General features: G+C 72.1%; 20 protein-coding genes. 8 read left to right on the top strand and 12 right to left on the bottom strand.

What is annotated here, in order from left to right:
* Positions 1-8 precede the first annotated feature (8 nt).
* Entirely contained in the window at positions 9-980 is a 972-nt protein-coding gene (locus ACIPFH_RS13410; protein ID WP_401825869.1) for an STM4015 family protein, read from the bottom strand.
* A gap of 226 nt (positions 981-1206) precedes the next feature.
* On the opposite strand from ACIPFH_RS13410, the gene ACIPFH_RS13405 reads away from it, so the two are divergent.
* Positions 1207-2373, top strand: coding sequence for a M23 family metallopeptidase (locus tag ACIPFH_RS13405; protein ID WP_401825866.1), 1167 nt, complete (start codon positions 1207-1209; stop codon positions 2371-2373).
* A 43-nt stretch (positions 2374-2416) separates the two neighbouring features.
* Here the strand turns inward: ACIPFH_RS13405 and ACIPFH_RS13400 are convergent, their stop codons facing one another.
* Positions 2417-3343 (bottom strand): GNAT family N-acetyltransferase, encoded by a 927-nt coding sequence (locus tag ACIPFH_RS13400; protein WP_401825863.1) that lies wholly within the window; start codon positions 3341-3343, stop codon positions 2417-2419.
* A 199-nt stretch (positions 3344-3542) separates the two neighbouring features.
* On the opposite strand from ACIPFH_RS13400, the gene ACIPFH_RS13395 reads away from it, so the two are divergent.
* Positions 3543-4265, top strand: coding sequence for an FAD binding domain-containing protein (locus tag ACIPFH_RS13395; protein WP_401825860.1), 723 nt, complete (start codon positions 3543-3545; stop codon positions 4263-4265).
* A 24-nt stretch (positions 4266-4289) separates the two neighbouring features.
* Here the strand turns inward: ACIPFH_RS13395 and ACIPFH_RS13390 are convergent, their stop codons facing one another.
* Together ACIPFH_RS13390 and ACIPFH_RS13385 are read right to left on the bottom strand one after the other, a co-directional pair.
* On the bottom strand, positions 4290-5399 hold the full coding sequence (locus ACIPFH_RS13390; RefSeq protein ID WP_401825857.1) for a DUF6745 domain-containing protein: 1110 nt from the start codon (positions 5397-5399) through the stop codon (positions 4290-4292).
* A 31-nt stretch (positions 5400-5430) separates the two neighbouring features.
* Positions 5431-5757 carry a hypothetical protein gene (locus tag ACIPFH_RS13385; protein ID WP_401825855.1) on the bottom strand — a complete coding sequence of 109 codons (327 nt, stop codon included), beginning with the start codon at positions 5755-5757 and terminating at the stop codon, positions 5431-5433.
* A 197-nt stretch (positions 5758-5954) separates the two neighbouring features.
* On the opposite strand from ACIPFH_RS13385, the gene ACIPFH_RS13380 reads away from it, so the two are divergent.
* The 5 genes from ACIPFH_RS13380 to ACIPFH_RS13360 are packed head-to-tail and all read left to right on the top strand — an operon-like array spanning position 5955 to position 11266.
* Positions 5955-6911: an STM4015 family protein gene (locus ACIPFH_RS13380; RefSeq protein ID WP_401825852.1), complete on the top strand. Its 957-nt coding sequence runs from the start codon at positions 5955-5957 to the stop codon at positions 6909-6911.
* Between the two features lie 11 nt (positions 6912-6922).
* Positions 6923-8086 carry an STM4014 family protein gene (locus ACIPFH_RS13375; protein WP_401825850.1) on the top strand — a complete coding sequence of 388 codons (1164 nt, stop codon included), beginning with the start codon at positions 6923-6925 and terminating at the stop codon, positions 8084-8086.
* Positions 8087-8132: 46 nt separating this feature from the next.
* On the top strand, positions 8133-8960 hold the full coding sequence (locus ACIPFH_RS13370; protein WP_401826855.1) for an STM4013/SEN3800 family hydrolase: 828 nt from the start codon (positions 8133-8135) through the stop codon (positions 8958-8960).
* Positions 8957-10321 carry an STM4012 family radical SAM protein gene (locus tag ACIPFH_RS13365; RefSeq protein WP_401825848.1) on the top strand — a complete coding sequence of 455 codons (1365 nt, stop codon included), beginning with the start codon at positions 8957-8959 and terminating at the stop codon, positions 10319-10321. The genes ACIPFH_RS13370 and ACIPFH_RS13365 overlap by 4 nt, the downstream gene beginning before the upstream one ends.
* 9 nt (positions 10322-10330) lie before the next feature.
* A complete protein-coding gene (locus tag ACIPFH_RS13360; protein WP_401825846.1) occupies positions 10331-11266 on the top strand; it encodes an STM4011 family radical SAM protein in 936 nt (311 codons plus the stop codon).
* On the opposite strand, the gene ACIPFH_RS13355 is transcribed toward ACIPFH_RS13360, so the two are convergent.
* The 5 genes from ACIPFH_RS13355 to ACIPFH_RS13335 form a co-directional block, all read right to left on the bottom strand.
* Positions 11247-13274, bottom strand: coding sequence for an RICIN domain-containing protein (locus tag ACIPFH_RS13355; protein WP_401825843.1), 2028 nt, complete (start codon positions 13272-13274; stop codon positions 11247-11249). The genes ACIPFH_RS13360 and ACIPFH_RS13355 overlap by 20 nt on opposite strands.
* Positions 13275-13409: 135 nt before the next feature.
* A complete protein-coding gene (locus ACIPFH_RS13350; RefSeq protein WP_401825841.1) occupies positions 13410-15455 on the bottom strand; it encodes a beta-galactosidase in 2046 nt (681 codons plus the stop codon).
* 102 nt (positions 15456-15557) lie between these two features.
* Entirely contained in the window at positions 15558-16895 is a 1338-nt protein-coding gene (locus ACIPFH_RS13345; protein WP_401825839.1) for an ABC transporter substrate-binding protein, read from the bottom strand.
* A gap of 90 nt (positions 16896-16985) precedes the next feature.
* Positions 16986-17909, bottom strand: a complete 924-nt coding sequence (locus ACIPFH_RS13340; RefSeq protein ID WP_356265101.1) for a carbohydrate ABC transporter permease — start codon at positions 17907-17909, stop codon at positions 16986-16988.
* A gap of 4 nt (positions 17910-17913) precedes the next feature.
* The gene (locus ACIPFH_RS13335) at positions 17914-18840 is read right to left on the bottom strand and encodes a carbohydrate ABC transporter permease (protein ID WP_401825837.1); all 927 of its coding nucleotides are present in this window, start codon (positions 18838-18840) and stop codon (positions 17914-17916) included.
* 292 nt (positions 18841-19132) lie between these two features.
* Here ACIPFH_RS13335 and ACIPFH_RS13330 point away from each other — a divergent pair, with 292 nt between their 5' ends.
* A complete protein-coding gene (locus ACIPFH_RS13330) occupies positions 19133-20125 on the top strand; it encodes a LacI family DNA-binding transcriptional regulator (protein WP_401826852.1) in 993 nt (330 codons plus the stop codon).
* A gap of 412 nt (positions 20126-20537) precedes the next feature.
* Here the strand turns inward: ACIPFH_RS13330 and ACIPFH_RS13325 are convergent, their stop codons facing one another.
* From ACIPFH_RS13325 to ACIPFH_RS13315, 3 genes are all read right to left on the bottom strand, one after another.
* Positions 20538-21191 carry a lysophospholipid acyltransferase family protein gene (locus ACIPFH_RS13325; RefSeq protein ID WP_401825835.1) on the bottom strand — a complete coding sequence of 218 codons (654 nt, stop codon included), beginning with the start codon at positions 21189-21191 and terminating at the stop codon, positions 20538-20540.
* 122 nt (positions 21192-21313) lie between these two features.
* Complete coding sequence (locus ACIPFH_RS13320) at positions 21314-22972, bottom strand: amidohydrolase (RefSeq protein ID WP_401825833.1); 1659 nt, start codon at positions 22970-22972, stop codon at positions 21314-21316.
* Positions 22973-23074: 102 nt separating this feature from the next.
* Positions 23075-24589, bottom strand: coding sequence for an APC family permease (locus ACIPFH_RS13315; RefSeq protein WP_401825831.1), 1515 nt, complete (start codon positions 24587-24589; stop codon positions 23075-23077).
* Positions 24590-24599 lie beyond the last annotated feature (10 nt).

The following is a 24599-nucleotide window of genomic DNA, read 5'->3' as shown; positions in this document are numbered from 1 at the left end:
GCGGACGGTCATTCGCCCGCGGCCACGTACCGTTCGTCCGGGCCGTCCGCGTCCTCCCGCCCCGACACGTCCACCTTCACGCCGTAGGGCTCCAGAGCCTGTCGTATCCGCTGCGCCATCGCGTCGGACAGATAGTGGTGGTGCAGGTCCAGCTCCTGGAGATGCACCAGCGGCTGGCCGCTCAGCAGAGCCGCGGCACCCGTGTCCGACAGGGTGCCGCGGCCCAGGTGCAGGGCGGTCAGCCGGGCCACCACGGGTGCGGCGGCGACGGCGGCGGCCACCTCGTCCTGGTTGTCGCCGTTCTGGAGACCCAGCCGGCGCAGGGCGGGCAGCCGGGAGCCGTCCAGGATGGGCGCGAGGTCGGCCACGGTGGTGGTGCGGCCGTACCCCTCCGCCCCCAGCCACAGGTCGAGATGCTCCAGCGCGGGCAGATCCGAGGCGGCGAGCCCGTGCACCACCTCGGCGGGCAGTCCGCCGTTCTCGAAGCGCAGGACGCGCAGGCTCTCATGGCGCAACGGCGTGAACTCCAGCCCCGGACCACCGCCGAAGCCACCGCCCGAACCGCGTACGGCGAGCTCCTCCAGCCCCGGGTAGGCAGCGAGGAACGGGCTGACGTCGCCCTGGACGATCCAGGAGAGCTCGCACTCCTCGAACTCGAGGTCCGCGAGATAGAGGGCCCGAAGGCCGGTCAGCCGGTCCGCCGCTCCGGCGAGGCGCTCCACCACCTCGTCGCAGGCGTCACCGGCGTCCAGCTCGCTGCCGTAGGCGCCCGCGCCGAGGACCAGGGCGCGCACCCGCGCCGGGTCCACGGTGTCCAGGAACCGGTTCCAGCACTCGTCGAAGTCCTCCGGGTCGCCCTCCTGCCGGACGAGCTTCCAGGCCACCGACTCCGCTTCGGGCAGGCCCCGGATGTCCTCCCCGGGCAGGGGGAAGACGAACACCGGCAGGCCGTGCAGTTCCGAGATGTGGCTCAGCGTCATGGCGGGTACCTCCGTGAGCGGACGGTGGCCGGAAACTGCGCGCCCCGGCCCGTGCGCCGTACTTTCTACCAACCCCCGCCCACCGTCCCCGGGCCGCGGTTGCCCCCACGGGCAGCAGGTCTGCCCTCGCGTCCGGTGACGGGGGACGGGACACCGGCTAACGTCCGCCCGTGAGCAACCGCACTTCCGCACAACGGCCGGTGACCGACCGTCAGGAGCCCGCCGCGTGAGCGACGAGCATGCCGTCGAGAGCCCTCCGCACGAGGCCGTCACCGGTCCGGAGGCCACCGCCCCGCAAGCACCGGCCCCGCAACCATCGGCCCCGCGAGCACCGGCCCAGGAACCGCCCGCCCCACGCCCCCGCCGACGCGGCCCGGGTGCCTTCACCCTCCTGGTCCTCCCGGGCCTCGTCACCCTCTCCACGGTCGCGGGGTTCCTCGCCCTGACGGGCGGGTTCCCCGACGACGGGAGCGCGGAGGGGAGCGCACCTCAGGACGCCGCCGGCGGCGTCAACGCGACCTACGGCCCCTGGCTGCGCAAGTCCGCCGACGCCTGCACGGTCGTCACCCCGTCCGTCCTCGCCGCCCAGATCGACCAGCTCACCGGCTGGAGCAACGACAGTGCCACCACCTCCGGCACGCAGGGCATCGCGGCCTTCACCGACGCCGGCTGGAAGACCTGGGGCAAGGACGACGACGGCAACGGGCGTTCCTCGCCGACCGATCCGGCCGACGCCATCATGGCGCTCGGCCGCCAGGACTGCTCCCTGGCCCGCGAGGTCACCGGCCTCAGAACCGACGGCACGGTCAACGGGGACCTGGTCGACCTCACCCTGGCCGCCTACGCGGTCGGTACGGACGCCGTGACGACGGCGGGAGCGGTCCCCGCCACGGCGAAGACCTACCTCACCGAGGTCAAGGCCCTGTTCGGCAAGTACGAGGCCTTCGACCGGGAGGACCCGCCGGCCGGCGGCGTCCTGGCCGACGCGATCCTGTCCGCACCGGTCACCACCCTCACCGTCACCTCCCCCTACGGATCGCGCCAGCACCCACTGACCGGGGTCACCAAGCTCCACACGGGGGTGGACTTCGGCGCGCCCCAGGGAGCCCAGGTCTCCTCCGCCCGGGCGGGGACGGTCGTCTTCGCAGCCATGACCACGGCCTACGGCAACCGCGTCGTCGTCGACCACGGCACGATCGAGGGCAAACGGCTCCAGACGACGTACAGCCACCTGTCCGCGATCGAGGTCGCCGCGGGACAGACCGTGCAGACCGGGACCCCGCTCGGACGGGTCGGCTCCACCGGCCTGTCCACCGGCCCCCATCTGCACTTCGAGGTGATCTACGACGGCTACTACGCCGACCCGGTGCCCTGGCTGGCGTCCTCCGGCTGACCGCCGCGCCCCGGGGACCGGGCACCCGACGTTGCCCTCGCGGTCAGCGCAGGACGGCCTCCCAGGTGTCCACGGCGTAATGCAGGACCATCCCGTGGCGGGCGTACAGCCCGGGCGCGCCGGTCGCGTTGGAGGTGTCCACACCGAGCCCGACGGTGTCCCGGCCCCGGGCGGCGAAGGCCGCGAAGGCGTGCCGCAGCAGCAGCCCCGCGAGACCGTGTCCCCGGGCCTCGCGCAGCACGCCGATGCTGCGGATCCACCCCATCGCCCCACGGTCGTCGCGGGCCATCAGGAAGCCGGCGTCCCCGGACCCGTCGGTGCCGGCGATCCACACCAGGGACCAGTCGAGCCCCGCCGCGTCCACGTCGTGCAGCCACTGCTCGTAGCCGCGCGGCTGGAAGTCGAAGTGTTCGGCGAAGGCGGCCTGGTAGAGCTCGTGGACGCGGACCCGGTCCGCCTCGGTGACGCACGACCGCAGCCGTACCCCGGCGGGCGGCGTCGGCGGCCGGTCCCCGGCCCGGTCCAGGGAGCGGCGCAGCACGTGATACCGCCGTACGACGGACCAGCCGCGGGCCCGGAGCAGCGCGGTGTCGAGGGTGGGCTCCGCGTTGAGATGCAGATGCACCACGGCCCGCCCGGCTCCGTTCTCCCGCGCCTTTTCCAGCGCCCGGGTCTCCATCGCCGCCAGGACGAGCTGCCCCGCCTCCTGCCGGTCGGGCAGCACGTAGTGGTCGACGTCGACGCGTTCGCCGCCCGACTCGTCCCACAACAGCCCGTGGGCGACCAGCCGGTCCCCGTCGAAGGCCAGCCAGGAATCCCGCTCCAGATCCGTCTCGGGGTGCTTCAGATCGGCCTCGACGGTGTGCAGGTCCGTCTCGGGCCGGCCGATCTCGACGAGGTCGATCTCGTTGAGGAGACCGGTGACGGCCGGCGCGTCGGCGAGGGACGCGGCACGCAGGAGGTAGGGCATGACGCCAGGGTCCGGGGCAGGGTGGCCGGCCGCAACGCAATTCCACGTCGCGCGAGGTGCAGCCATGAGCCCTGTATGCGCCCCCGTGCGTCTGGGCAGAATCCGTTCTGCCATTGATCATGCGGGCGGGTGGACACGGGGACACACCACGACGCCGTGTCACTCACCGCGAACTTCCAGGGAAGGCAGGTCGGTTGTCGTGCAGTTGCGTCTTCCCTCCTCGATATCCGAAGCGCAGCGCTGTCTGGCCGAGGGAGCGGTACCGATAGGAGGCGCCACCCTCGTCTGGGCCGGCTGGCAGCGGGACGGCTTCCCCGAGCAGGCCGTGTCGCTGCGCAACGTGCCCGAGGCGGGGACGGTCGGTCCCGAGGAACTCGGCGGGGCCGTGCTGCTGCACCGCGTCGACGCGACCGTGCCCGAGGTGCTGCACCGGGCGGCCTCCGGCGTGGGCACGGGCGCGGTGCGCCGTGCCGCCACGGTCGGCGGCAACATCGTCGGCAGTACCCTGCGCTGTCTGCTCCCCGCGGCCCTCGTCCTCGACGCCCGGGCCACGGTCCTGGATCCCGACAGCGTCTACGACACCGACCTGACGGAACTGCTGGCGAAGCGTCACGTACTGCTCGCCCTGCGCTGGCGCACCCCCCTGGTCAGCGGCTACCGCAAGCTGGAGGGCGAGGCGGGCGGGGCGCCGCCCCTCGTCGTCGCCGCCGCGGTCCACGCCGCCGACGACGGCCCGAGCGACCTGCGGGTGGCCGTGCGCGACGGCTACGAGGTGTTCAGCGAGCGCACGCCGTACGACCCGGACCCCGAACAGGTTCTGCGCGCCCTGGCCGACACGGACCTGGGCGCCCTCCCCGCCGCCGCCCGCGACGCGGTCCGCGTGCAGGTCACCGACGTACTGGCCCGCACCGCACGGGGCTGAGGCCCGGCCCCGAGGTTCCCCGGGTCACGTCTCCCGCTCGGGCGCGTACACCTCCGCCGCCAAGCCGAACGTCCAGGCGACGCCCTCCCGCGCCGTGCGGGTCGCCGGCGGTACCCGCAGCCAGTAGGTGCGCCGCGTTCCGTCCGGCTCCGGTGTGGAGTTGAGGACCTCCACCATGACGACGGGCTCGTCGTCCGGGAGGTCGATCCGCCACAGGGTGCCCGTCTCGTCGCGGTGGACGTGACGCGCCCGGGAGTCCGCCAGATAGCGGTCGTAGCCGTAGTGCTCCAGCATCACCCGGCGCAGTTCGGCGTTCTCCTCGGACCGGATCCGCTCCGGGGTGAGCGCCGGCAGCTCCGCGAGGAAATCGGCCGGCACCGGCATGCCGCGCCAGGCGTGCAGCGCGAAACCGTCGGGGTAGGCCAGCGCCGGGCCGTCCCCGTGGTCGAGCCGTCCGGCTTCGTCGCGATGCAGCGCGACGGGACGCTCGCACACCACCGCCACCCGTGCGAACGGCCACCACCAGCCGGCGCTGCGACTCACCGCGGCCAGCCCCTCGAGCGGGCCCCGGTCCGTCGGGAACGCGGCGAGCCACGGTGCGTCGTGCTGACCGAGCACGGCGTCCAGCAGCACCAGCCGGATCTCCGCGGCCTCCTTCCCCGTGTCCTTGCCGGCCAGCTCCTCCAGCACCCCGGCGCGGATCCGGTCGACGAGCGCCTGGGTGGGCTCCCACAGGAGCCCACCGGTCGACGCCCAGTGCGCCGCCCAGCCCGCCGGGCCCAACCGCGTGTGCAGCCGCCGCCGTTCGCGGGCCCACGGAGCGCTGCGGACCGCCTCACGCACACTGGGGCCCTTGTCCGCCTGCTCCCGGACCAGCGTGACCGCCTCGCGCGGTGAAGCGGCCCACACCACGCGCTCCGGGTCGGCCAGCCCGGCCTGCCGGTAGGCCCGACGCACGCCGTCCTCGGCGGCCGCGCGGTCGGCGGGCACGGCCGCCGCGGCACAGGCGCGCCACTCACGGACGTCGTCGAAGGACGTGCCCTCCACCACCGTCTCCACCACCGCACCCGCACCCGCCCCGGGCACGGTCTCCGGTACCGCCTCGGCGACGTCCGTGGTCCTCGTAGTCGTCATCTGCCCCTCCGTCACCCTCGACACCCGCCGCTCAGTCCGCGACGATCCGCACGGATCCGGGCACGTACTCCCGCTGCCGGATCACCCGGTACCAGCCCTTCGGCAGCGCGATCGCCGCGTGCTCCTCATGGACCACCCGGCCGCCCTGGGGAAGGTGCAGCAGCAGCGGACCGAACGGCCCGGCCTCCCGCACCAGATCACCCGGTCCCACCACCGCGTGGGCGTGCCCGGTGACCTCGCCCAGCGCCAGCACGAGCCGGCCGCGCGGGTCCCGCCGCTCCTTCGGCGCTGCCGCCACGTGCGGCGGCACCGCCTCCCGCGTGACGGGCACGATCAGCACGTCTCCCTGCCGGTACATGGCTCTCCCCCTCCCGCCGGACGCTTCACGGACCGGCCTCATGACGAAAACCGTACGGACCACCACTGACAACGGCTTCGGACCGGGGCCGGACCCGGCCCTGAACCGAGGCCCCGCCGAGGGGCGTTGTCGGTGCCTGTTGGTAGAACTGCGGACACATGACGGACCGCGCACTTTCTCTTTCCAGGAGCAGCTGCATGACCATCGGTGATCACCTCGACGTGTTGTTCGGGCTGCCCGCGTACACCTTTCCCGGCCCGGAGCACCAGCCCCGCCCGGTGGAGCCGGAATCCGTCGCCTGGCGGGTCACCAGTGACGTCTACGACGCCGACGAGGACTGGACGAAGGCGTTCGCCCGCTTCTGCTCCGCCGTCGACACCACCCGGGTGAAGGCCCTGATCGTCGGAGCCTGGCAGGAGGCGTACGACACGGACCCCTCGGACGTCGTTGAGGCGCTGGTGGCCGCCCGGCACCGGTTCCCCGCGCTGCGGGCCGTCTTCCTCGGAGACATGGTGGGGGAGGAGTGCGAGATCTCCTGGATCAACCAGACCGACGTCACCCCGCTCCTGACCGCGTTCCCCGCGCTGGAGGAACTCGGCGTGCGCGGCGGATCCGGGCTGCTCTTCCCCGCCGTGAGTCACGGCGCGCTGCGCAGCCTCGTGATCGAGACGGGCGGGCTGCCCGCGGAGGTCGTGCGCGGGGTCGGCGGCAGCGACCTGCCCGCCCTGGTCCACCTCGACCTGTGGCTCGGCACGCCCGAATACGGCGGCGACAGCGAGGTCGCCGACCTGGAGCCGATCCTGTCCGGCGCCCGTCTGCCGAGCCTGCGTCATCTGGCCCTGCGCAACAGCGAGATCCAGGACGCCGTGGCCGCGGCGGTCGCGTCCGCGCCGGTGGTGGCGCGTCTGGAGGTGCTGGACCTCTCCATGGGCGTGCTGACCGACGAGGGCGCGGCCGCCCTGCTCGGCGGCCAGCCGCTCACCCACCTCAAGAAGCTCGACCTGCACTACCACTACCTGAGCGACCCCCTCCAGGAGCGCATCAGGCGGACCGTGGAGACCGCGGGCGTCGAGGTGGACCTCGACCGCGACGACGCCGAGGAGGACGCGGACGACGACGGCACGCCGTGGCGCTACGTGGCCGTGGGGGAGTGAGCACACCACCCATGGGTCACCGTCTCCCCTCCCTCGACGAGTGCCGCCGCCCGCGGCGCGCGCCCGAACCGCGCCTGGCGGTGGTCGGCAACCCGGAGAACCGCCGGGTCGCCCTCTTCGAGGACGCGGTACGCGCGGCCGGCCTGCCGGCCCCGCGTGTCGTCCCATGGACGGAGGTACTGCGCGACGGAGGCGCCGACTTCGCCGCCGAGGAGATCGTCCGCCTGGACTCACCCGGCGAGAACCCCGAGGTCGACCGGCTGCTACGGGGCGCCCTCGACCCCACGCGGGTCGAGGGCTCGGCCCGCTGGTACGCCGCCTTCACCACCGCGGTACGAAGCCTGCGCGGCGGCGTCCGCCTCGACGACCCGGACGACCTCGCCGTGCTGTTCGACAAGCGGCTCTGCCACGCCGTCCTCGACACGGCGGGCGTCCCGGTGCCCGCCTCACCCACCTCGGGCCCGCGGGGCGCGCCGGTACGCGGCTGGGACGACGTCCGCGCGGCGATGCGCGAGCACCGGATGCCCCGGCTGTTCGTGAAGCCCGCGCACGGGTCGTCCGCGTCGGGCGTCCTCGCCGTCGAGTCGGGCGGCGGCGGCCGGATCCGGGCCACCACCTCCGTGGAACTCGCCGCCGACGGCGGCCTGTACAACTCCCTCAGGGTGCGCCGCTACGAACGCGAGCAGGAGGTCGCGGCCATCGTCGACGCGCTCGCCCCGGACGGGCTGCACCTGGAGCGCTGGCTGCCGAAAGCGTCCCAGGAGGGCAGGGCCGCCGACCTCAGGGTCGTCGTCGTGGCCGGTCGCGCCACCCACGCGGTGGTCCGCACCAGCCGCTCGCCCATGACCAACCTCCATCTCGGCGGCCGCCGGGGCGACCTGGACACCGCCCGGGAGGCCGTCGAGGCGGCGGGCGCCCGCTGGGCCGACCTGCTGGGCGTGTGCGAGCGGGCCGCGGCCTGCTTCCCGCGCACCCTGTGCGTCGGCGTCGACCTGCTGCCGGCCGTCGGCTGGCGCAGGGCCGCGGTGGGAGAGGTCAACGCCTTCGGGGACCTGCTGCCCCGGCTCACCGGCCTGCCCGGCAGCGGCGCGGAGGGCCTCGACACCCACGCCGCCCAAGTGGCCGCCGTCGTCGGTGACTTCGCCCGGCACAGAACAGGAACACCGCATGCCTGAGCACGACATCGACGAAGTGACCGACATGAACGACGAAGTGCCCGACATGAACGAGGTGGTGGGCAGCCACGACCTCCTCCTCGTCACCCTCGACACGCTCCGCCACGACGTCGCCGCGGAGCTGGCGGCGGCCGGCCGCATCCCCCACCTGGCCCGCCATCTCCCCGGCGGCCGCTGGGAGGAGCGGCACGCACCGGGCAGCTTCACCTACGCCTCCCACCAGGCGATCTTCGCGGGCTTCCTGCCGACCCCGGCTTCCCCCGGACCGCATCCGCGGCTGTTCGCGGCGAGCTTCGCGGGCAGCGAGACCACGGCCGGCCGAACCTACGTCTACGACACGCCCGACCTCGTCTCGGGCCTGGCCGAGGACGGCTACCACACCGTGTGCGTCGGCGGCGTGGGCTTCTTCAACAAGCAGGGCCCGCTGGGCTCGGTGCTGCCCGGCCTGTTCCACGAGTCCCACTGGGCACCGGAGTTCGGCGTCACCTCACCGGAGTCCTTCGAGAACCAGGTCGCCCGCGCCGAGCTCGCCGTACGTCGGCTTCCGCCCGAGCAGCGGCTGTTCCTCTTCGTCAACGTGTCCGCCCTGCACCAGCCGAACTGGTTCCATCTGCCCGGCGCGACCCACGAGGCAGGCGACAGCCGGGAGACGCACGCCGCCGCGCTGGAGTACGTGGACCGGCACATCGGGCGGCTGTTCGACGCGGCGAGCAGCAGGCGCCGCTGCTTCGCGATCGTCTGCTCCGACCACGGCACCGCCTACGGAGACGACGGCTACACCGGCCACCGCATCGGCCACGAGTCCGTGTGGACCGTGCCGTACGCCCACTTCTTCCTCGATCCCGCACCCCGTCCGACGGAGGCCGGCCGATGACCACCGCGGAGCCGACCACCCGCACCAGCCCCTACCAGCACTACGTCTACGCCTACCCGCACAAGACGGCCTACCGCCGGCTCCCCGACCGTCCGTCCCTGAAGGCCCTCTGGGCGGCCGAGCCCAAGGACACCCTCTCCCTCTACCTGCACATACCGTTCTGCGAGGTCCGCTGCGGCTTCTGCAACCTCTTCACCCGCATCGGCGCCCCCGACGGCCTGACCGGCGCCTACCTGGACGCCCTGGAACGGCAGGCGACCGCCGTACGGGAGGCCCTGGGGGAGACGGACGACGTCCGGTTCGCCACGGCCGCGTTCGGCGGCGGCACCCCCACCTTCCTCACCGCCGCCGAGCTGGACCGCCTCTGCGACATCGCCGAGCACCGCATGGGCGCCGACCTCCGCGCGGTCCCGCTGTCGGTCGAGGCCTCGCCCGCCACGGCCACCGCCGACCGGCTCGCCGTCCTCGCCGGCCGGGGCACCACCCGACTGAGCCTGGGCGTGCAGAGCTTCGTCGACGCCGAGGCCCGGGCCGCCGTACGCCCGCAGCGCCGTGCCGATGTCGAGGCGGCCCTCGCCCGCATCCGCGACAGCACCGTACCGGTCCTCAACATCGACCTCATCTACGGCATCGACGGCCAGAGCGAGCGGACCTGGCGGCACTCCCTGGACGCGGCCCTGGCCTGGCGGCCCGAGGAGCTCTATCTGTACCCGCTCTACGTCCGCCCCCTGACCGGCCTCGACCGCCGCGGCCCGGGCCCGGGACCGGCCGCGGGCGGCGACCCGGCCTGGGACGAGCAGCGGCTGCGGCTGTACCGCGCGGGCCGCGACCATCTCCTCGCGCACGGCTACACCCAGCAGTCCATGCGCATGTTCCGCCGCGCCGACGCCCCTTCGCAGGGCGCGGACGACTACGCCTGCCAGACCGACGGCATGATCGGCCTCGGCTGCGGCGCCCGCTCCTACACGGCCGGCCTGCACTACTCCTTCGACTACGCCGTCGGCATGCACCAGATCCGGGGCATCATCGACGACTACGTCGCCGCCGACGCCTCCGACTTCGCCCACGCCGAGGTCGGCCACCTCATGAACCCCCAGGAGGCGCGCCGCCGCCACCTCCTCCAGTCGCTCCTCCAGGCCGAGGGCCTGCGCCTCGACGACTACCGGGTCCGCTTCGGCGGCGCGCCCGCCGACGACTTCGGCTTGGAACTCGAACGCTTCGCCGACCGCGGCTGGCTGACCGACGCCGACCCGACGACCCTCCGGCTCACCCCCGAGGGCCTCGCCCACTCCGACGCCATCGGTCCCGAGCTGTTCTCCCCGGCCGTACGGGCCGCCATGGCCGCCTACGAACGGAAGTGACGTGCCGCCATGGAACTGACCCTGCTCTACCGCGGTCCGCTCGCCTCCTGCGACTACGACTGCCCCTACTGCCCGTTCGCCAAGCGGCGCGACAGCAGCGAGCAACTGCGCGCCGACCGGGCCGCTCTCGAACGGTTCACGGAGTGGGCCGCGGCCCGGACCGACGACAGCCTCTCCCTCCTCTTCACCCCCTGGGGCGAGGGCCTGGTCCGCTCCTGGTACCGGCGTGCCCTCGCCGACCTCTCCCGCCTCCCGCACATCCGCCGGGTCGCCATCCAGACCAACCTCAGCTGCCGCACCGACTGGCTCGCCGAGGCCGACCCCGGCACCCTGGCCCTGTGGTGCACCTACCACCCGGGCCAGACGCCCTACGACCGCTTCCTCGGCAAGTGCCGCGAACTGTCGGACCGGGGCATCCGTTTCAGCGTCGGCGTCGTCGGCCTGCCCGAGCACCTCGACGCGGCCCGCCGACTGCGCGCGGACCTGCCCGCGCACGTCTACCTGTGGATCAACGCCGCCGAGGGCCGCACCTACGAGGACGCCGAGGCCGACCGGTGGACCGCCCTCGACCCGCTCTTCCCCTACAGCCGCCACCCGCACACCAGCGCCGGCCTGCCGTGCCGCACCGGCGAGTCCGTGATCTCCGTCGACGGCGAGGGCAAGGTGCGCCGCTGCCACTTCGTCCGCGCCGAACTCGGCAACCTCTACGACGGCTCGTACCGCGCCGCCCTGCGCCCGCGCCCCTGCCCGCTCGCCGTCTGCGACTGCCACATCGGCTACGTCCACCTCGAGACGCTGCCGTTGTACGACGTCTTCGCGGGCGGGGTCCTGGAGCGCATCCCGGCGGCCGCCCCCGCCCCCGTACAGCACTCCGCCCGCATCGCGACGATCGCGATGCGGGCGGAGACAGCGGACCAGCGGGGCGTTACGGAGTCACGTCCGTGACCCTCCAACGCTGGTTGGAACCGGAGTTGGCCTGCCAGGTCGTGACGGCCGCGCCCTCGTTCGTGGCCTGACCGCCGACCTCGAGGAGGCGTCCGGTGGCCGCGTTGACCAGGGTCCAGGTGCCGTCACCGGTGGTCGACATGATCCACTCGGTGGCGGGGTCCCGCTCGCCGGTGTCCGGCTCGATCACGGGCACGTTGTCGCGGACGGCGAGGCGCTTGCCCTCGGCCGGGTTGGCGAACACGTACCGCTGGCGGTTGCCGGTCTCGCCGTACCGGGCGTCCAGCTGCCACCGCTGCGCGACGGTGCCGTTGGCCGAGCCGATCGCCAGGTTGGCGCCGTTGGCCTTGACGGTGACCGCCTTGCCGCTCTGGACGCCGGTCAGCGTGTAGGAGTGGCCCGTGGTGAACAGGCTCGCGTTCTCCGCGACGCCCGAGACGCCCTTGATGGCGAAGGAGGTCACCGACTGGGCGGGGACGGTGTAGGTGGCCTTGCCGTCGACGACCCTGATCGAGGCCTGCTGCTGCAGCTTGCCGTCCGCGCTGGTCACGGTCGGCGTGACCCTCGCGTTGTCCTTGATCGTGCCGAACTTGGACAGGTCGATGGTGACCGTGCGGGCCGCGGTGGTGGAGTTGACGTGGACGAGCGAGGCGCCCTTGCCGTTCTTCGTCACGGCGGCGGCGCTCGACGTGTCGTCCACCTTGATCAGCTGGTCGCCGGGCTGGATGAAGTGCGTGAAGTTGCGCGCGGTGTCGAACTTGGTGTTCGTGAAGATCGGGCACGACTGGAGCGTGTCGGCCTCGGTGCAGCTGAACGGGAGCTGGATGGAGCCCCAGTTGCCGCCCTTGGCGGACTCGCCGCCCGGCTTCATGTTGTCGTAGTCCTCGACCGGCTGCCAGAACACCCAGGCCTTGGGCTCCAGTTCGCGCAGGTCGTTCACCATCTGCTGGGCGAGTCCGAGGCCCGGACGCATGTCCGTGAAGCTCTGCCCGTCACCCCAGTCGCCCTCGACCTCGCTCATCCACAGCGGCTTGTCGGCGGCCTTGGCGAGGTCGCGCACGGTGGTGCGCTGCCCGGTGCCGTAGGTGTGGACGTTCATCTGCGCGACGGCGTCCTTGGACGCCTGCGAGTAGGAGTTCCAGTTCGTCGCGAAGATGGACGGGTTGGTCTCGTCCATCGCCGAGATGCCCGCCTTGACCTTCGCCTTCTTCAGCGCGGAGGGAAGCGAGGCGAGCACCTTCTGCTGGAGCTCGGGCCCGATGTGGGCGCCCTCCTGACGGCCGCCCGTGGGCTGCCCGTCCGCACCCAGACGCGTGCCCCAGTAGCCGGTGTTGGGCTCGTTGAAGGGGTCGATCGTGTCGACCTTGATGTGCTCGGACTTCTCGAGCCGCTTGGTCGCGCCCGCGAGGTAGGCGGCGAAGTCGTCGACCGAGTCGGTCTTCAGCTGGTCGGCGTTCGCGTCGAAGCCGCCGGAGACGTATCCGCTGACGGTCATGAACCACGGCGGCGAGTTGCTGAACGTCTCCCAGTGGTCGATGTCCTTCTTGATGCGCTCCACCCACCACCGCTGGTTGGCGTCGGCGTCCTCGTTCCAGTCCGCCTCGTCGTCGGCGCTCCACCAGTCGGTGTCCGTGCGGGTGGTGCCCGCGGGCGCCTTCCACCAGCCCTCGACCGCGCCGCCGGCCCGCAGATAGTCCTTGACGTCCGGGGCGTTGCCGCCGCCGATGTTGTAGCGCGCGATGTTCAGCGCGAGACCGTCGTCGCCGAAGAGCAGGTCCGCGAGCTTCTCGCGGACCGCCGGCGGGTAGCCGCCGGTCGCGTTGGCGAACCAGACCAGACTGGTGCCCCAGCCCTCGAACTCGTCGTGCGCGTACGACGGGTCCGGCGTCACGGTGACGGCGGCCTCGGCGTGCGCCTGCACGGGGACGCTGAGCAGGGCGGCCCCGGTGGCCAGCGCGGTGAGTGCGGCGGCCCCGAGGGTCCGTCTGCTGCGGGTACGGCGTGCCATGTGTGCTCCCAACTGCGGTGCGGTCGCTGTGGTGGGCCCCCTCCTGCCGTGCGGGCAGGAGGGGATGGCCCCCGGTACGGGCGCGTGCCGTGCCGAGGAGTGGTGGGGGTGAGAAGGGGGTGGGAACGGGTGACGTCAGCCGACGGGCTGTCGCAGCACGGCGACCTCGCGCGGCCCGAGGACGAGGCCGCCGTGCGTGCCGCCGGTGCCGATCAGCACCTCTCCGTCGAGTCCGGTCACCGGCACCGTGTCGTCGGTCCGGTTGACCAGGAACAGGAACCGGTCTTCGGCGCCGCGCCGGACGGTCAGTTCGACCGATCCCCGGACGTCCGAGGGCAGTTCACTGCTGACCCCGGCCGGGTCCAACAGCCGGGGCAGCAGCGAGCGGAGCCCGTCGACGCCCAGCCGGGTGGAGACGTAGGAGGCCGAACCGCCGCCGGTCGGGCGCCGGGTGACGGCGGGACGTCCGGCGTGCACACCGGTGCGGTAGTGCGCCAGGACCTCGGTGTCGCCGTCGGTGACCGTGATCCGGTCGGTCCACAGGCTGCCCGAGGTGGCGTCGTCCAGCTCCACGGACTCCCCGGCGAGCAGCGGACCGAACTCCTCGATGCGGATGCCGAGCAGTTCCCGGAGGGCGCCCGGGTAACCGCCGAGCCAGACGTGGTCGTTCTCGTCGACGACCCCGGAGAAGTACGTGGTGACGAGGTGGCCGCCCTGCTCGGCGTAGCGCGTGAGCTCCTTGGCGAGCTCGGCCGGCATGACGTGCAGCACGGGTGCGATGAGCACCTGGTGGCGGGAGAGGTCGGCGCGGGTGGTGACGAGGTCGGCGCGGACGCCGAGCGCGAGCAGCGCCGAGTACCAGTCGAGCGCCTCCTGCCGGTAGTCCAGCAGCGCGGTGGGGTGCGAGTCCTGCTCGCTGGCCCACCACGACTCCCAGTCGTAGAGGATGCCGACGGCCGCCGACTCCCGCTCCGAACCCGCTACGGGGGCAAGGGACTTGAGGGTGGCGCCGAGGTCGGCCACGGCGCGGAAGAGGTCGCTGTCCGCACCGGCGTGCGGGACCATCGCCGAGTGGTACTTCTCGGCCCCGGCCGCCGACTGCCGCCACTGGAAGAAGCACACCGCGTCCGCGCCGTGCGCCACGTGCAGCAGCGAGTCACGGGCCAGGTCGCCGGGCCGCTTCGCCACGTTGACGGGCTGCCAGTTGACGGCGCTGGTGGACTGCTCCATCAGGAACCAGGGCCGGCCGCCCGCTATGCCGCTGACGAGGTTCGCGGAGAAGGACAGCTCGTCGCGGTCCTGCGGCCCGGGGTGGACGTAGTGGTCGTTGGAGACGAAGTCGATCTCGTCGGCCCAGTCCGGGTAGTTCATGCCCTTCGTGCCGCCCATCACCATGAAGTTGGTGGTGACCGGGATCCCGGGCGTGATCTCCCGCAGGATCTCGCGCTCAGCGACGAGATGGTCCTTCAGCGCGTCCGAGGAGAACCGCTTGAAGTCCAGCTGCTGGGTCGGGTTGGGGTGCGAGGCGGCCAGCCGCGGCGGCAGGATCTGCTCCCAGTCGCTGTAGCGCTGCGACCAGAACGCCGTCCCCCAGGCGTGGTTGAGGGCGTCGAGCGAGCCGTAGCGGGCGCGCAGCCAGACCCGGAAGGCGCGGGCCGCGTCGTCCGAGTGGTCGTAGATGTTGTGGCAGCCCAGCTCGTTGGAGACGTGCCAGGCGACGAGGGCCGGATGGTCCTTGTACCGGTCGGCGATCTCGCGGACCAGACGCAGGGCGTGCTCGCGGAAGACGGGCGAGGTGGGCCGCCAGTGCTGGCGGGCGCCCGGCCAGAGCGTCTCACCGTTCGCCGTGACCGGCAGGATCTCCGGGTGGGCGGTGGTGAGCCAGGGCGGCGGGGACGCGGTGGCGGTGGCCAGGTCGACGCCGATCCCGCCCGCGTGCAGCAGGTCCATGACCTCGTCGAGCCAGCCGAAGTCCCAGGTGTCCGGGCCCGGCTGGATACGGGCCCAGGAGAAGATCCCCACGGAGACGACGGTGACACCGGCCTCCCGCATCAGCCGGACGTCCTCCTCCCACACGTCCCGGGGCCACTGCTCGGGGTTGTAGTCGGCGCCGTACGCCAGACGCGGGGCGGGGTCACCGTCCGCCCCGCGCAGCATGCGGGACTGGAGGGTGGAGATCATGGCGGTCCTTCCGAAGGTGGTGCACGGGGGCGGCGCGGCCCGGGAGCCGCGCCGCCCGGCGTTTTACTGCGTACCGATTACTGCGTACCGACTGCTTCCCGACTACTTCTCGATGGTGAAGCCCTGCTCCCCGCCGTACTTGATCGAGGCGTCCTGCCAGGCCTTCAGACCGTCCGCCAGCTTGGTGCCGGAGACGTAGGCCTTGCCGACGGTGTCGTTGAAGATCGAGTTGGCGTACGGCTGGAACGGGAGGTACGACCAGTCGCTCGCCACGTTCGCGGCGGAGTCGGCGAAGATCTTGTTGGCTTCCTGGCCGCCGAAGTAGTCGAACTTCTTGCTCTGGAACGCGGGCGACTCGAGCTCCGCCTTGGTGGCGGGGAAGGCGCCCTCGCCGACGCGGGTGGCGACACCGGCGCCGGAGTTGGCGTACTCGGTGAAGGCGTAGGCGAGTTCCTTGTTCTTGGCCAGCGCCGGGACGGCCAGTGAGCTGCCGCCGTTCTCCGCGCTCGCCTTGTCGCCCTTGGTCCAGGCCGGCATCGCCGCCGCGCGCCACTGGCCCTTGGCGTTCGGGACGCCGGTGACGAAGTTGGCGGGCATCCAGGCGCCGGTGGCCAGGGTGGCGATGGTGCCGTCGCCCAGACCCTTGTACCAGTCGTCGGTCCAGCCGGTGACCGGGGCGAGCAGCTTCTCGCTGATGAGCTGCTGCCAGACCGTCTCGAACTTCTTGGCGCCCGCGTCGTCGAAGTTGATGCCGACCTTTGTGCCGTCGACCTTGTAGGGGCGCGAACCGGCCTGCCACAGCAGGGAGGTGGTCAGGCCCGCGTCACCGGTGTCGTTGCCTATGTAGGCCTTGGGATCGGCCTTGTGGAGCTTGCGGGCCGCGTCCAGGTACTCGTCCCAGGTGGTCGGGACGGCGATCTTGTACTTGTCGAAGACCGTCTTGTTGTAGAACAGCGCCATCGGGCCCGAGTCCATCGGCAGGCCGTAGACCTTGCCGCCGTCGCTGACCGCGTTCCACGGGCCCGGCGTGTACTTCGAGGCGAGCTTGTCGGCGCCGTAGGGGGCCAGGTCGGTCAGGCCCTTGGTCAGGGAGTACTGGCCGAGCGCGAAGTACTCGACCTGGGCGACGTCCGGGACGCCCTTGCCGGCCGAGATCGCGTTGGACAGCGCGGTGTAGTGCTTGTCGCCGGAGCGCTCGCTGACCAGGTTGACCTTGACCTTCGGGTACTTCTTCTGGAAGTCGGCGGCCACGGTCTTCAGCGTGGGCTCCCAGGCCCAGACCGTGATGTCGCCGCCCTTGTCCAGGGCGGCCTGGAGGTCGCCGGCGGAGACGGCCTTCGTGTCGGAGTCGTCGTCCGAGCCGCCGCAGGCGGTGACGCCCAGGGCGAGGGTGGAGACGAGGGCGATGCCGCGCAGGATGCGGCTCGTTGTACTGCGCATGGGGCTTCCACTTCTTCGTGGGTGGGACAGGTGAGGGTGGGGGTGGTGCGGGTGTTGCTCAAACGTGGGGCTTGGGGGCCGCGGCCCGGGTCACTCCTTGACACTTCCGGCGGCGAGGCCGGACTGCCAGTACTTCTGGAGGAACAGGAAGGCGGCGATCAGCGGAAGAATCGTGAGCAGGGACCCCGTGATCACCAGGTTGAAGATCACGTCGCCACCGATGGTCTGTGCCTGGGAGCTCCAGGCGCTCAGCCCCAGCGTCAACGGGTACCAGTTCGGGTCCTTCAGCATGATCAGCGGGAGGAAGTAGTTGTTCCAGGTGGCGACCGTGGTGAACAGCAGCACGGTCACGATCCCGGGGGCCAGCAGCGGCAGCGCGACCTGGAAGAAGGTCCGCGCCTCGCTCGCCCCGTCCATCCGGGCCGCCTCCAGCAGCTCGGTCGGGATCGCTTCCGCGGCGAACACCCACATCAGATAGAGGCCGAACGGCGAGACCAGCGACGGGATGATCACCGCCCAGGGGGTGTCGGTCAGCCCCATCTTGCTGAACATCAGGAAGGTCGGCACCGCCAGCGCCGTACCCGGCACGGCCACCGCGCCGATGACCACGGCGAAGATCGCACGCTTGCCGGGGAAGTCGAACTTCGCCAGCGCGTACCCGCCCAGCACCGCGAGCAGCGTCGCGCCGCCCGCACCGAGAACCACGTACAGCAGAGTGTTCAGCAGCCAGCGGCCGAAGATGCCGTCGTGGTAGGTGAAGGTGTCCCGGATGTTGTCCCACAGGGCGAAGTCGTGGGCGAACCAGAGGCCGTTGGAGTCGGCCAGGCCGGACTGGGTCTTGGTGGAGTTGATGATCAGCCAGATCAGCGGCACCACGGTGTAGAGGACCATCAGGGCCATCAGCACCGTCAGCAGCACGTTGCGCTTCGGTTTGCTCGGGCTGTGCTTCTTACGGGGGGTCCGCAGCCTGGGCGCGGTGCTCTTCGCGGGGGAAGCGGTGACAGAGGTGCTCATCGGGTCACGCTCCCTTGCGCATGCCGCGCAGCTGGACGGCGTAGGCGACGATCATCGTGATGACGCCCATGATGATGGCCACCGTCGCGGAGTAGTTGTGCTGCTGACCGTTGAAGGACAGCGAGTACGTGTAGAAGTTCGGCGTGAAGTCCGTGGTGATGGAGTTCAGTGCCAGCGGACGCAGGATGCTCGGCTCGTTGAAGAGCTGGAAGCTGCCGATGATCGAGAAGATCGTCGCGATGACGATCGCACCCCGGATCGCGGGCATCTTGATCGAGCTGATGATCCGCCACTGGCCGGCGCCGTCGATCTCCGCCGCCTCATACAGCGAGGTCGGGATGACCCGCAGCGCCGAGTAGAAGATCAGCATGTTGTACCCGACGAACTCCCAGGTCACGATGTTGCCGATGGAGGCGAGCACCCAGCCGGGGGAGAGCAGGTCGGGCAGCGTGACACCGAACGCGGAGTTGATGTCGCCCACCAGGCCGTACTTGGTGCCGTACATGAAGCCCCACATCAGGGTGGCGACCACCGCGGGCACGGCGTACGGCAGGAAGATCGTGATCCGGAAGAAGCTCTTGCCGTAGAGCCGGCCGCTGTCCAGCGCCAGCGCCACCAGCAGGGCGATGCCCAGCATGATCGGCACCTGGATCGCCAGGAAGAGTGTCACCCGGCCGACTGCCGACCAGAACGCGTCGTCCTGCAGGGCCCGGGTGTAGTTGTCCAGGCCGACGAACTGGTTTCCGCCGATGAGCTGGTCGCGGAAGAGGCTCAGGTAGATCGAGTACATGATCGGGGCCAGGAAGACCAGGGCGAAGACGGCCACGAAGGGACCGATGAAACCCCACCCGGTCCAGGAGCGGCGGTCCCGTTTCGCCGGGGGAGGTGCCGGCCGCGGCTCGGCGGCCACCGGCGGTTGCAGCGTCGTCATGTCGTTCCTCGCTCGTCCAGTCCTGGAGCCCGGCAGTGTTGCGCGGAGATTTCCGAACGCCCCACCACCACCATGATGTTTACGTAAACATCAGCCACGCAAGAGGCTTGGCAAGCTGTTATGTTTACGTAAACATCTGATGGCGGCATGTCTACACTGCCCCGATAACGATGGTCAAGGGTCCTCCGGGGCGACCGTGGCACCTGCGCCGACAGAGAGGTGGGCACACCGAGTGGGCATGGCTGAAAGAACACCGGCCAACGTGCCGAGACGTACCCGGGCCACGGCTTCCATGGCGGACGTGGCGAGGCTCGCCGGGGTGTCCTCGCAGACCGTCTCCCGGGTCTCCAACGGTTACGCGGGTGTGAACGAGGAGACCCGGCAGCAGGTCCTCGAAGCCATGGCGGAACTCGGCTACCGGCCCAACAGCGCCGCCCGGGCCCTCAAGCGGGGCGAGTTCCGCACGATCGGCGTCATCACCTTCACGCTGTCCACCACCGGCAATGTGCGCACCCTGGAGGCCATCGCGACCTCGGCGGCCGCCGAGGGCTACGCGGTGACGCTGCTGCCGGTGGCCGTGCCCACCACCGACGAGGTGCGCGGCGCGTTCTCCCGGCTGGAGGAACTGGCCGTCGACGCGGTGATCGTCATCATGGAGGTCCACCTGCTGGACGCGGCGACCGTGAAACTGCCGCCGCACGTCCAGGTCGTGGTGGTGGACTCCGACGCCGGCGACCACTACACCGTCGTGGACACCGACCAGGCGGGCGGCACCAGGACCGCCGTCCAGCACCTCCTCGACCTGGGTCATCGGACCGTCTGGCACCTGGGCGGTCCCGAGGGCTCGTTCGCGGCACAGCGCCGCGCGGACGCCTGGCGGGCGGCCCTCACCGAGGCGGGCCGCACCGCGCCGCCCCTGGTCAGGGGCGACTGGTCGGCGGAGTCCGGCTACCTGGCCGGTCTCGAGCTGGCCGCCCGCGAGGAGTGCACCGCCGTGTTCGCGGCCAACGACCAGATGGCCCTGGGCCTGCTGCGCGCCCTGCACGAACGCGGGCGCCGGGTGCCCGAGGACGTCAGCGTCATCGGTTTCGACGACATCCCCGAGGCGGGTTCCTTCCTGCCCCCGCTCACCACCCTGCACCAGGACTTCGCCGAGGTCGGCCGGCTCTGCGTCCAGGCCGTGCTGCGCAAGATGCGTCCGGACGGCTCGGAACGCGGGACGACGCTCGTACCGACCCGGCTGGTTCTCCGGCAGAGCACGGCACCGCCGCCCGCGGCCGGCTGAGGGCGGCCGCGGTCACACGCGCGTCCGTGACCATTGCGGGCGTCCCGGCTGTGACGGCTCCGGTGTTCGCCCGTGGCGCGGGGCCGGGCCCTGCGGCGCGGGTTGCCTGCCACGGGCGGCGGTGCGGTGTGGCGACGGTGGCTGCGGTCGGGTGTACGGGGCCGTGAGAGTGGCGGGCGTCCGCCTGTGACGGCCTTGGTGTTCGAGTGGGCCGCTGCGGCGCGTGGCCGCGGGGCGTTGGCCTTGGGCCGCGTGGCGCGGTTCGTTGGCCGCGGGGGCCGGGCGTTGGTCGTGGGCCGTGGTCCGCGTGGCCGTGGGGCGTTCGTCGTGGGCCTCGGGACGGCCTCCTCGGCGCCGTGCCGGTTGCCTCGTACGTGTGTGACGGCGGTTGGGACCTCGGTGGCCGCCCGTGCTACCGAGGGTGTTCGCCCACGGCGCGGGCCGCCGTTCGCCAGGCCGCGGTGACGGCGAGGCGGGCGGCCGCCGTGCCGCGTTCCGTCTCCGCCGGGAGCCGCAGGGGCGCGCCGAGGTGGACATGGCAGTGCGGACGCCGGACCGGCGCGGTCAACGTGCCCGCCAGCTGCTTCGCGGGCGACCCCGAGGCGATCCGCCGGGCACCCGCGTGACCCACCGGCACCACCAGCGCGCCGCTCGCCTGCGCCAGGCGGGCGAGCCCGGTGCGGAACGGCTCGGGCGCGGTGGCGGCCGCGTCCCTGCGGCGCGGCAGCCGGCCCTCGCCGTAGAGCAGTACGTGCCGCCCGCCCGCCAGCGCCTCGGCGGCGGCGTCCAGGGCCAGCGCAGCGTGCGCCGTACGGCGGTGGACCGGGATGTGTCCGTCCCGGCTCAGCGCCCTGCCGAGCAGCGGTACGCGCCACAGCCCGGCGGTCGCCATCACCACCGGCTCGAGGTCCAGCCGCCGGAGCGCGGCCATGACGACGGCGGGGTCGGCCAGGGAGTCGTGGTTGGCCACGAAGAGGGTCCCCGCGGGCAGACGCAGCTTGATCTCACTGGTGACGGTGAGGCGCCCGAAGAGCGGTGTCAGGGCGAGGACGGCACGGCTGAGCACGTGGGAACCTCCGGTGAGGGCGATCGGAGCCCCAGTGTCGTGCCGCGGGGGAGGAACGCGCCTGAGTACGGATACTCAAGCAGCGCGCCCGGTACCGCAGCGCACTCGTGCCGCAGCGCTCCTCACGCGTCGGAGGCCGCGTGTACGCGCCTGCCCTCGACGAAGGTCTGCAGGACGCGGGTGGCGGCGATCTCCGCGGGCGGGCCCGCGAACGGGTCGCGGTCCAGGACGACGAGGTCGGCGAACCTGCCGGTCGTGATGCTGCCGGTGGTGTCGTCCAGGTGGTTCACATGGGCGCTGCCGGCCGTGTACGCGGCGATGGCCGTTCCGAGGTCGAGTCGTTGTTCGGGCAGGAAGACCTGTGCGCCCTCGGGCGCGTCGGGGGCGATCCGGTTGACGGCGACATGGATGGCGGCCATCGGGTCCGGGCTGCTGACCGGCCAGTCGCTGCCCGCCGCGAGGGTGGCCCCGGAGCGCAGCAGGTCGCCGAACGGATACTGCCGGGTGCCGCGCCGGGCGCCCAGGAAGGGCAGGGTCAGCTCGTCCATCTGCGGTTCGTGGGCGGCCCACAGCGCCTGGAGATTGGCGGTCGCGCCCAGCGAGCGGAAGCGTGGGACGTCCTCGGGGTGGACGACCTGGAGGTGTGCCAGATGGTGCCGGGTGTCGCGCCGTCCGTTCGCGGCGCGGGCGGCCTCCACGGCGTTCAGCGCCTCACGGACGGCTCGGTCGCCCAGGGCGTGGAAGTGGACCTGGAAGCCGAGGGCGTCGAGTGCGGTGACGTGCCTGTTCAGCTCATCGGGCTCGACGAAGCTGATCCCGCTGTTGTCCGAGACGCAGCCGCAGCCGGTGAGGTACGGGTCGAGCATGGCGGCGGTGTGGTTCTCCGTGATGCCGTCCTGCATGATCTTCACGGTGCCGGCCCGGAACCGTCCTCGGCTCAACTCCTCCCGCCGGGCGACGAGTTCGGGAATCTGCTCGGCGCCCCGCGCGCGGTCCCACCACAGGGCGCCGACCACCCGGGCGGTGAGGAGGCCGTCGGCGATCGCCGCGTGGTAGGCCGGGGAGGGGTCGGTCATGTTGGCGTAGGTGCCGATGATGGCGTCCTGCCAGGCGGTGACGCCGTAGGAGTGCAGCACGGCCTGGGCGCGCAGCAGGGCCGCGGTCTGCTCCGCGCGGGTGGGATCGGGCACCAGAGCGCCGACGACATGGACGGCGCCTTCCTGGAGCATGCCGGTGGGGTTGCCGTCGGCGTCGCGTTCGATGCGGCCGTCGGCCGGGTCGGGCGTCCGGGCGTCGATGCCCGCCAGCTGCAGGGCGCGGGTGTTGACCCAGGCGCCGTGGTGGTCGCGGTTGGGCAGGAAGACGGGCCGGTCGGGGACGATCGCGTCGAGCAGGGCCGCCGTGGGAGTGCCGCCGGGGAACGCCTCCATGGACCAGCCGCCGCCGGTGATCCACTCGGCGTCCGGGTGCTCGTCGGCGTACGCCTTGACGCGCCGCAGGTACTCCTGGGGGTCGACGGTGTCGCCGAGGTGGCACAGGGCGAGCTCGAGCCCGGCGCCCTGCGGGTGGACGTGTGCGTCCTGGAAGCCGGGCACCAGCAGGCGCCCGGCGAGGTCGACGACCTCGGTGCGGGCGCCGACGAGGTCGAGGACCTCGTCGTGGCCGACGGCGACGATCCGCCCGCCGCGCACGGCCACGCCGGTGGCGCTGCTGCGGGCGGGATCGACCGTGTGCACGGGACCGCCGGTGAAGACGAGATCGGCGGCCTGGGGGTGGGACATGGGGTGATCTCCGATGTGGGCCGATGCGGGTGGGGGAGCAGAGGTGCGTGGGGGACGGCGAGGGGGGCCGATGTGCGGGGGAGGACGACGCGGGTGGACGGGTCAGGCAGCCGTGCGGTCCATGGGGAGGGTCAGGGCATCGGCGTCGGTGCCCTGACCGGAGGCGAAGTACGGCGAGCGGCGGGCGTACTTGGCGACCGCCGCCATGACGAGTCCGCCGAGGACGATGGCGGACGGCAGCGACAGCATGAACCAGCCGTTGTCGGGGCTGAGCGCGAAGTGGTCGCTCATGGTGACGTAGGAGTACCCGAGGTAGACCCCGAGGCCGAGCAGGACCGTCCCGGAGGCGGCCGGCACGCCGATCGCGAGCAGCGCCTCACGCGGTCCGTCGTGCCGGGCGGCGCGGAAGCGGACGGCGCAGGCGATCGCGGTGAGCCCGTAGTAGAGGGCGACGACCAGGCCGATGGCGTTGACCGCCGCCAGCAGCATGTCGCTCAGCTTGGGGATGGCCACGGCGAGCAGGGCGACGCCGGCGGCGATCGACATCACGATGACGGTTCCGGCGGCGGGGGTGCCGTACCGGGGGTGGATCCGCGTCCACACCCGGCCCATGGTGCGGTCGCGCCCCATGGCCAGCAGGCCGCGGGCGGTGGGGATGACGGAGGACTGCACGGAGGCCACGGCCGAGAACATCAGGGCGAGCAGCGGCAGGCTCGCCCACGGTTCGGCGGCCAGCTTCGCGCCGAGATACGGCAGCGCCTGGGGGCCGTTCTCGATGAGTTCGGACAGGCTCATCTCCCGCTGGAAGGCGACCGAGGCGAAGATGAACAGGCCGAGCATGGCGAACAGTGCGATGAACCCGCCGCGCGCGGAGTCCTCGGGACTCCTGGTCTCCTCGGTGACGCTGAAGGCAGCGTCCCAGCCCCAGAAGAAGAACACCGCGAGGACCAGCCCCTGCGCGAAGGCCGTGCCGCTGGATATCTCGAAGGGGTTGAACCACGACAGCGAGAACTCCTGCCGGCCGGTGACCAGGGCCCAGGTGCAGAACACCAGCAGCACGGCGTACTCGAAGACGAGCAGACCGAACTGGAGCCGGGTGGCGCTGCGCACGCCGGTCACCGCCAGGACGGTGACCGCCGCGAGGACCACCAGGCCGACGGCGGTGCTCACGGCCGTCGACTGCGGGTCGAGGGCGATCCCGGCGAGGCTGTGCAGGCCGGCCTTGTTGGCGAAGATCAGCACGACCGAGCCGGTGACCGCGCCGGTGAAGGCGAGGAAGATCACGGTACCGACGACGGTGACCCAGCCGGTCAGGAAGCCGGGCCACGGGCCGAGGGACTTGCCGACCCACACGTAGCCGTTGCCGCAGTTGGGTTCCGAGCGGTTGAGGCGGGCGTAGGCCGAGGCGATGCCGAGTACGGGCAGGAAGGCCAGGAGCATGAGGGCGGGCGCCTGAAGACCCACCGTGGCGGCGATGGTGCCCATGCCGATGGCGATGCTGGTGGTGGCCGCCGTGCTGGAGGCGGCGATGGCGGCACCGTCGATGACGCCGAGGGAGCGGCGCAGCTCGGCGGGAGGAGGGACAGGCGGGGTCCGGCCGTGCGTGGTGGACGACATGAGGGGCTCC

The sequence above is a fragment of the Streptomyces sp. NPDC088157 genome (assembly GCF_044741545.1).
In the GTDB taxonomy this organism is placed as follows: domain Bacteria; phylum Actinomycetota; class Actinomycetes; order Streptomycetales; family Streptomycetaceae; genus Streptomyces.
This window is presented reverse-complemented; position numbering and strand designations above follow the sequence as displayed.

Bases quoted from the DNA above. Each gene is read 5' to 3' on its own strand.
- ACIPFH_RS13315 (WP_401825831.1), bottom strand. From the start codon at position 24,589: ATGTCGTCCACCACGCACGGCCGGACCCCGCCTGTCCCTCCTCCCGCC.
- ACIPFH_RS13355 (WP_401825843.1), bottom strand. From the start codon at position 13,274: ATGGCACGCCGTACCCGCAGCAGACGGACCCTCGGGGCCGCCGCACTC.
- ACIPFH_RS13320 (WP_401825833.1), bottom strand. From the start codon at position 22,972: ATGTCCCACCCCCAGGCCGCCGATCTCGTCTTCACCGGCGGTCCCGTG.
- ACIPFH_RS13360 (WP_401825846.1), top strand. From the start codon at position 10,331: ATGGAACTGACCCTGCTCTACCGCGGTCCGCTCGCCTCCTGCGACTAC.
- ACIPFH_RS13380 (WP_401825852.1), top strand. From the start codon at position 5,955: ATGACCATCGGTGATCACCTCGACGTGTTGTTCGGGCTGCCCGCGTAC.
- ACIPFH_RS13340 (WP_356265101.1), bottom strand. From the start codon at position 17,909: ATGAGCACCTCTGTCACCGCTTCCCCCGCGAAGAGCACCGCGCCCAGG.
- ACIPFH_RS13385 (WP_401825855.1), bottom strand. From the start codon at position 5,757: ATGTACCGGCAGGGAGACGTGCTGATCGTGCCCGTCACGCGGGAGGCG.
- ACIPFH_RS13370 (WP_401826855.1), top strand. From the start codon at position 8,133: ATGAACGAGGTGGTGGGCAGCCACGACCTCCTCCTCGTCACCCTCGAC.
- ACIPFH_RS13410 (WP_401825869.1), bottom strand. From the start codon at position 980: ATGACGCTGAGCCACATCTCGGAACTGCACGGCCTGCCGGTGTTCGTC.
- ACIPFH_RS13390 (WP_401825857.1), bottom strand. From the start codon at position 5,399: ATGACGACTACGAGGACCACGGACGTCGCCGAGGCGGTACCGGAGACC.
- ACIPFH_RS13375 (WP_401825850.1), top strand. From the start codon at position 6,923: ATGGGTCACCGTCTCCCCTCCCTCGACGAGTGCCGCCGCCCGCGGCGC.
- ACIPFH_RS13345 (WP_401825839.1), bottom strand. From the start codon at position 16,895: ATGCGCAGTACAACGAGCCGCATCCTGCGCGGCATCGCCCTCGTCTCC.
- ACIPFH_RS13400 (WP_401825863.1), bottom strand. From the start codon at position 3,343: ATGCCCTACCTCCTGCGTGCCGCGTCCCTCGCCGACGCGCCGGCCGTC.
- ACIPFH_RS13330 (WP_401826852.1), top strand. From the start codon at position 19,133: ATGGCGGACGTGGCGAGGCTCGCCGGGGTGTCCTCGCAGACCGTCTCC.
- ACIPFH_RS13350 (WP_401825841.1), bottom strand. From the start codon at position 15,455: ATGATCTCCACCCTCCAGTCCCGCATGCTGCGCGGGGCGGACGGTGAC.
- ACIPFH_RS13335 (WP_401825837.1), bottom strand. From the start codon at position 18,840: ATGACGACGCTGCAACCGCCGGTGGCCGCCGAGCCGCGGCCGGCACCT.
- ACIPFH_RS13365 (WP_401825848.1), top strand. From the start codon at position 8,957: ATGACCACCGCGGAGCCGACCACCCGCACCAGCCCCTACCAGCACTAC.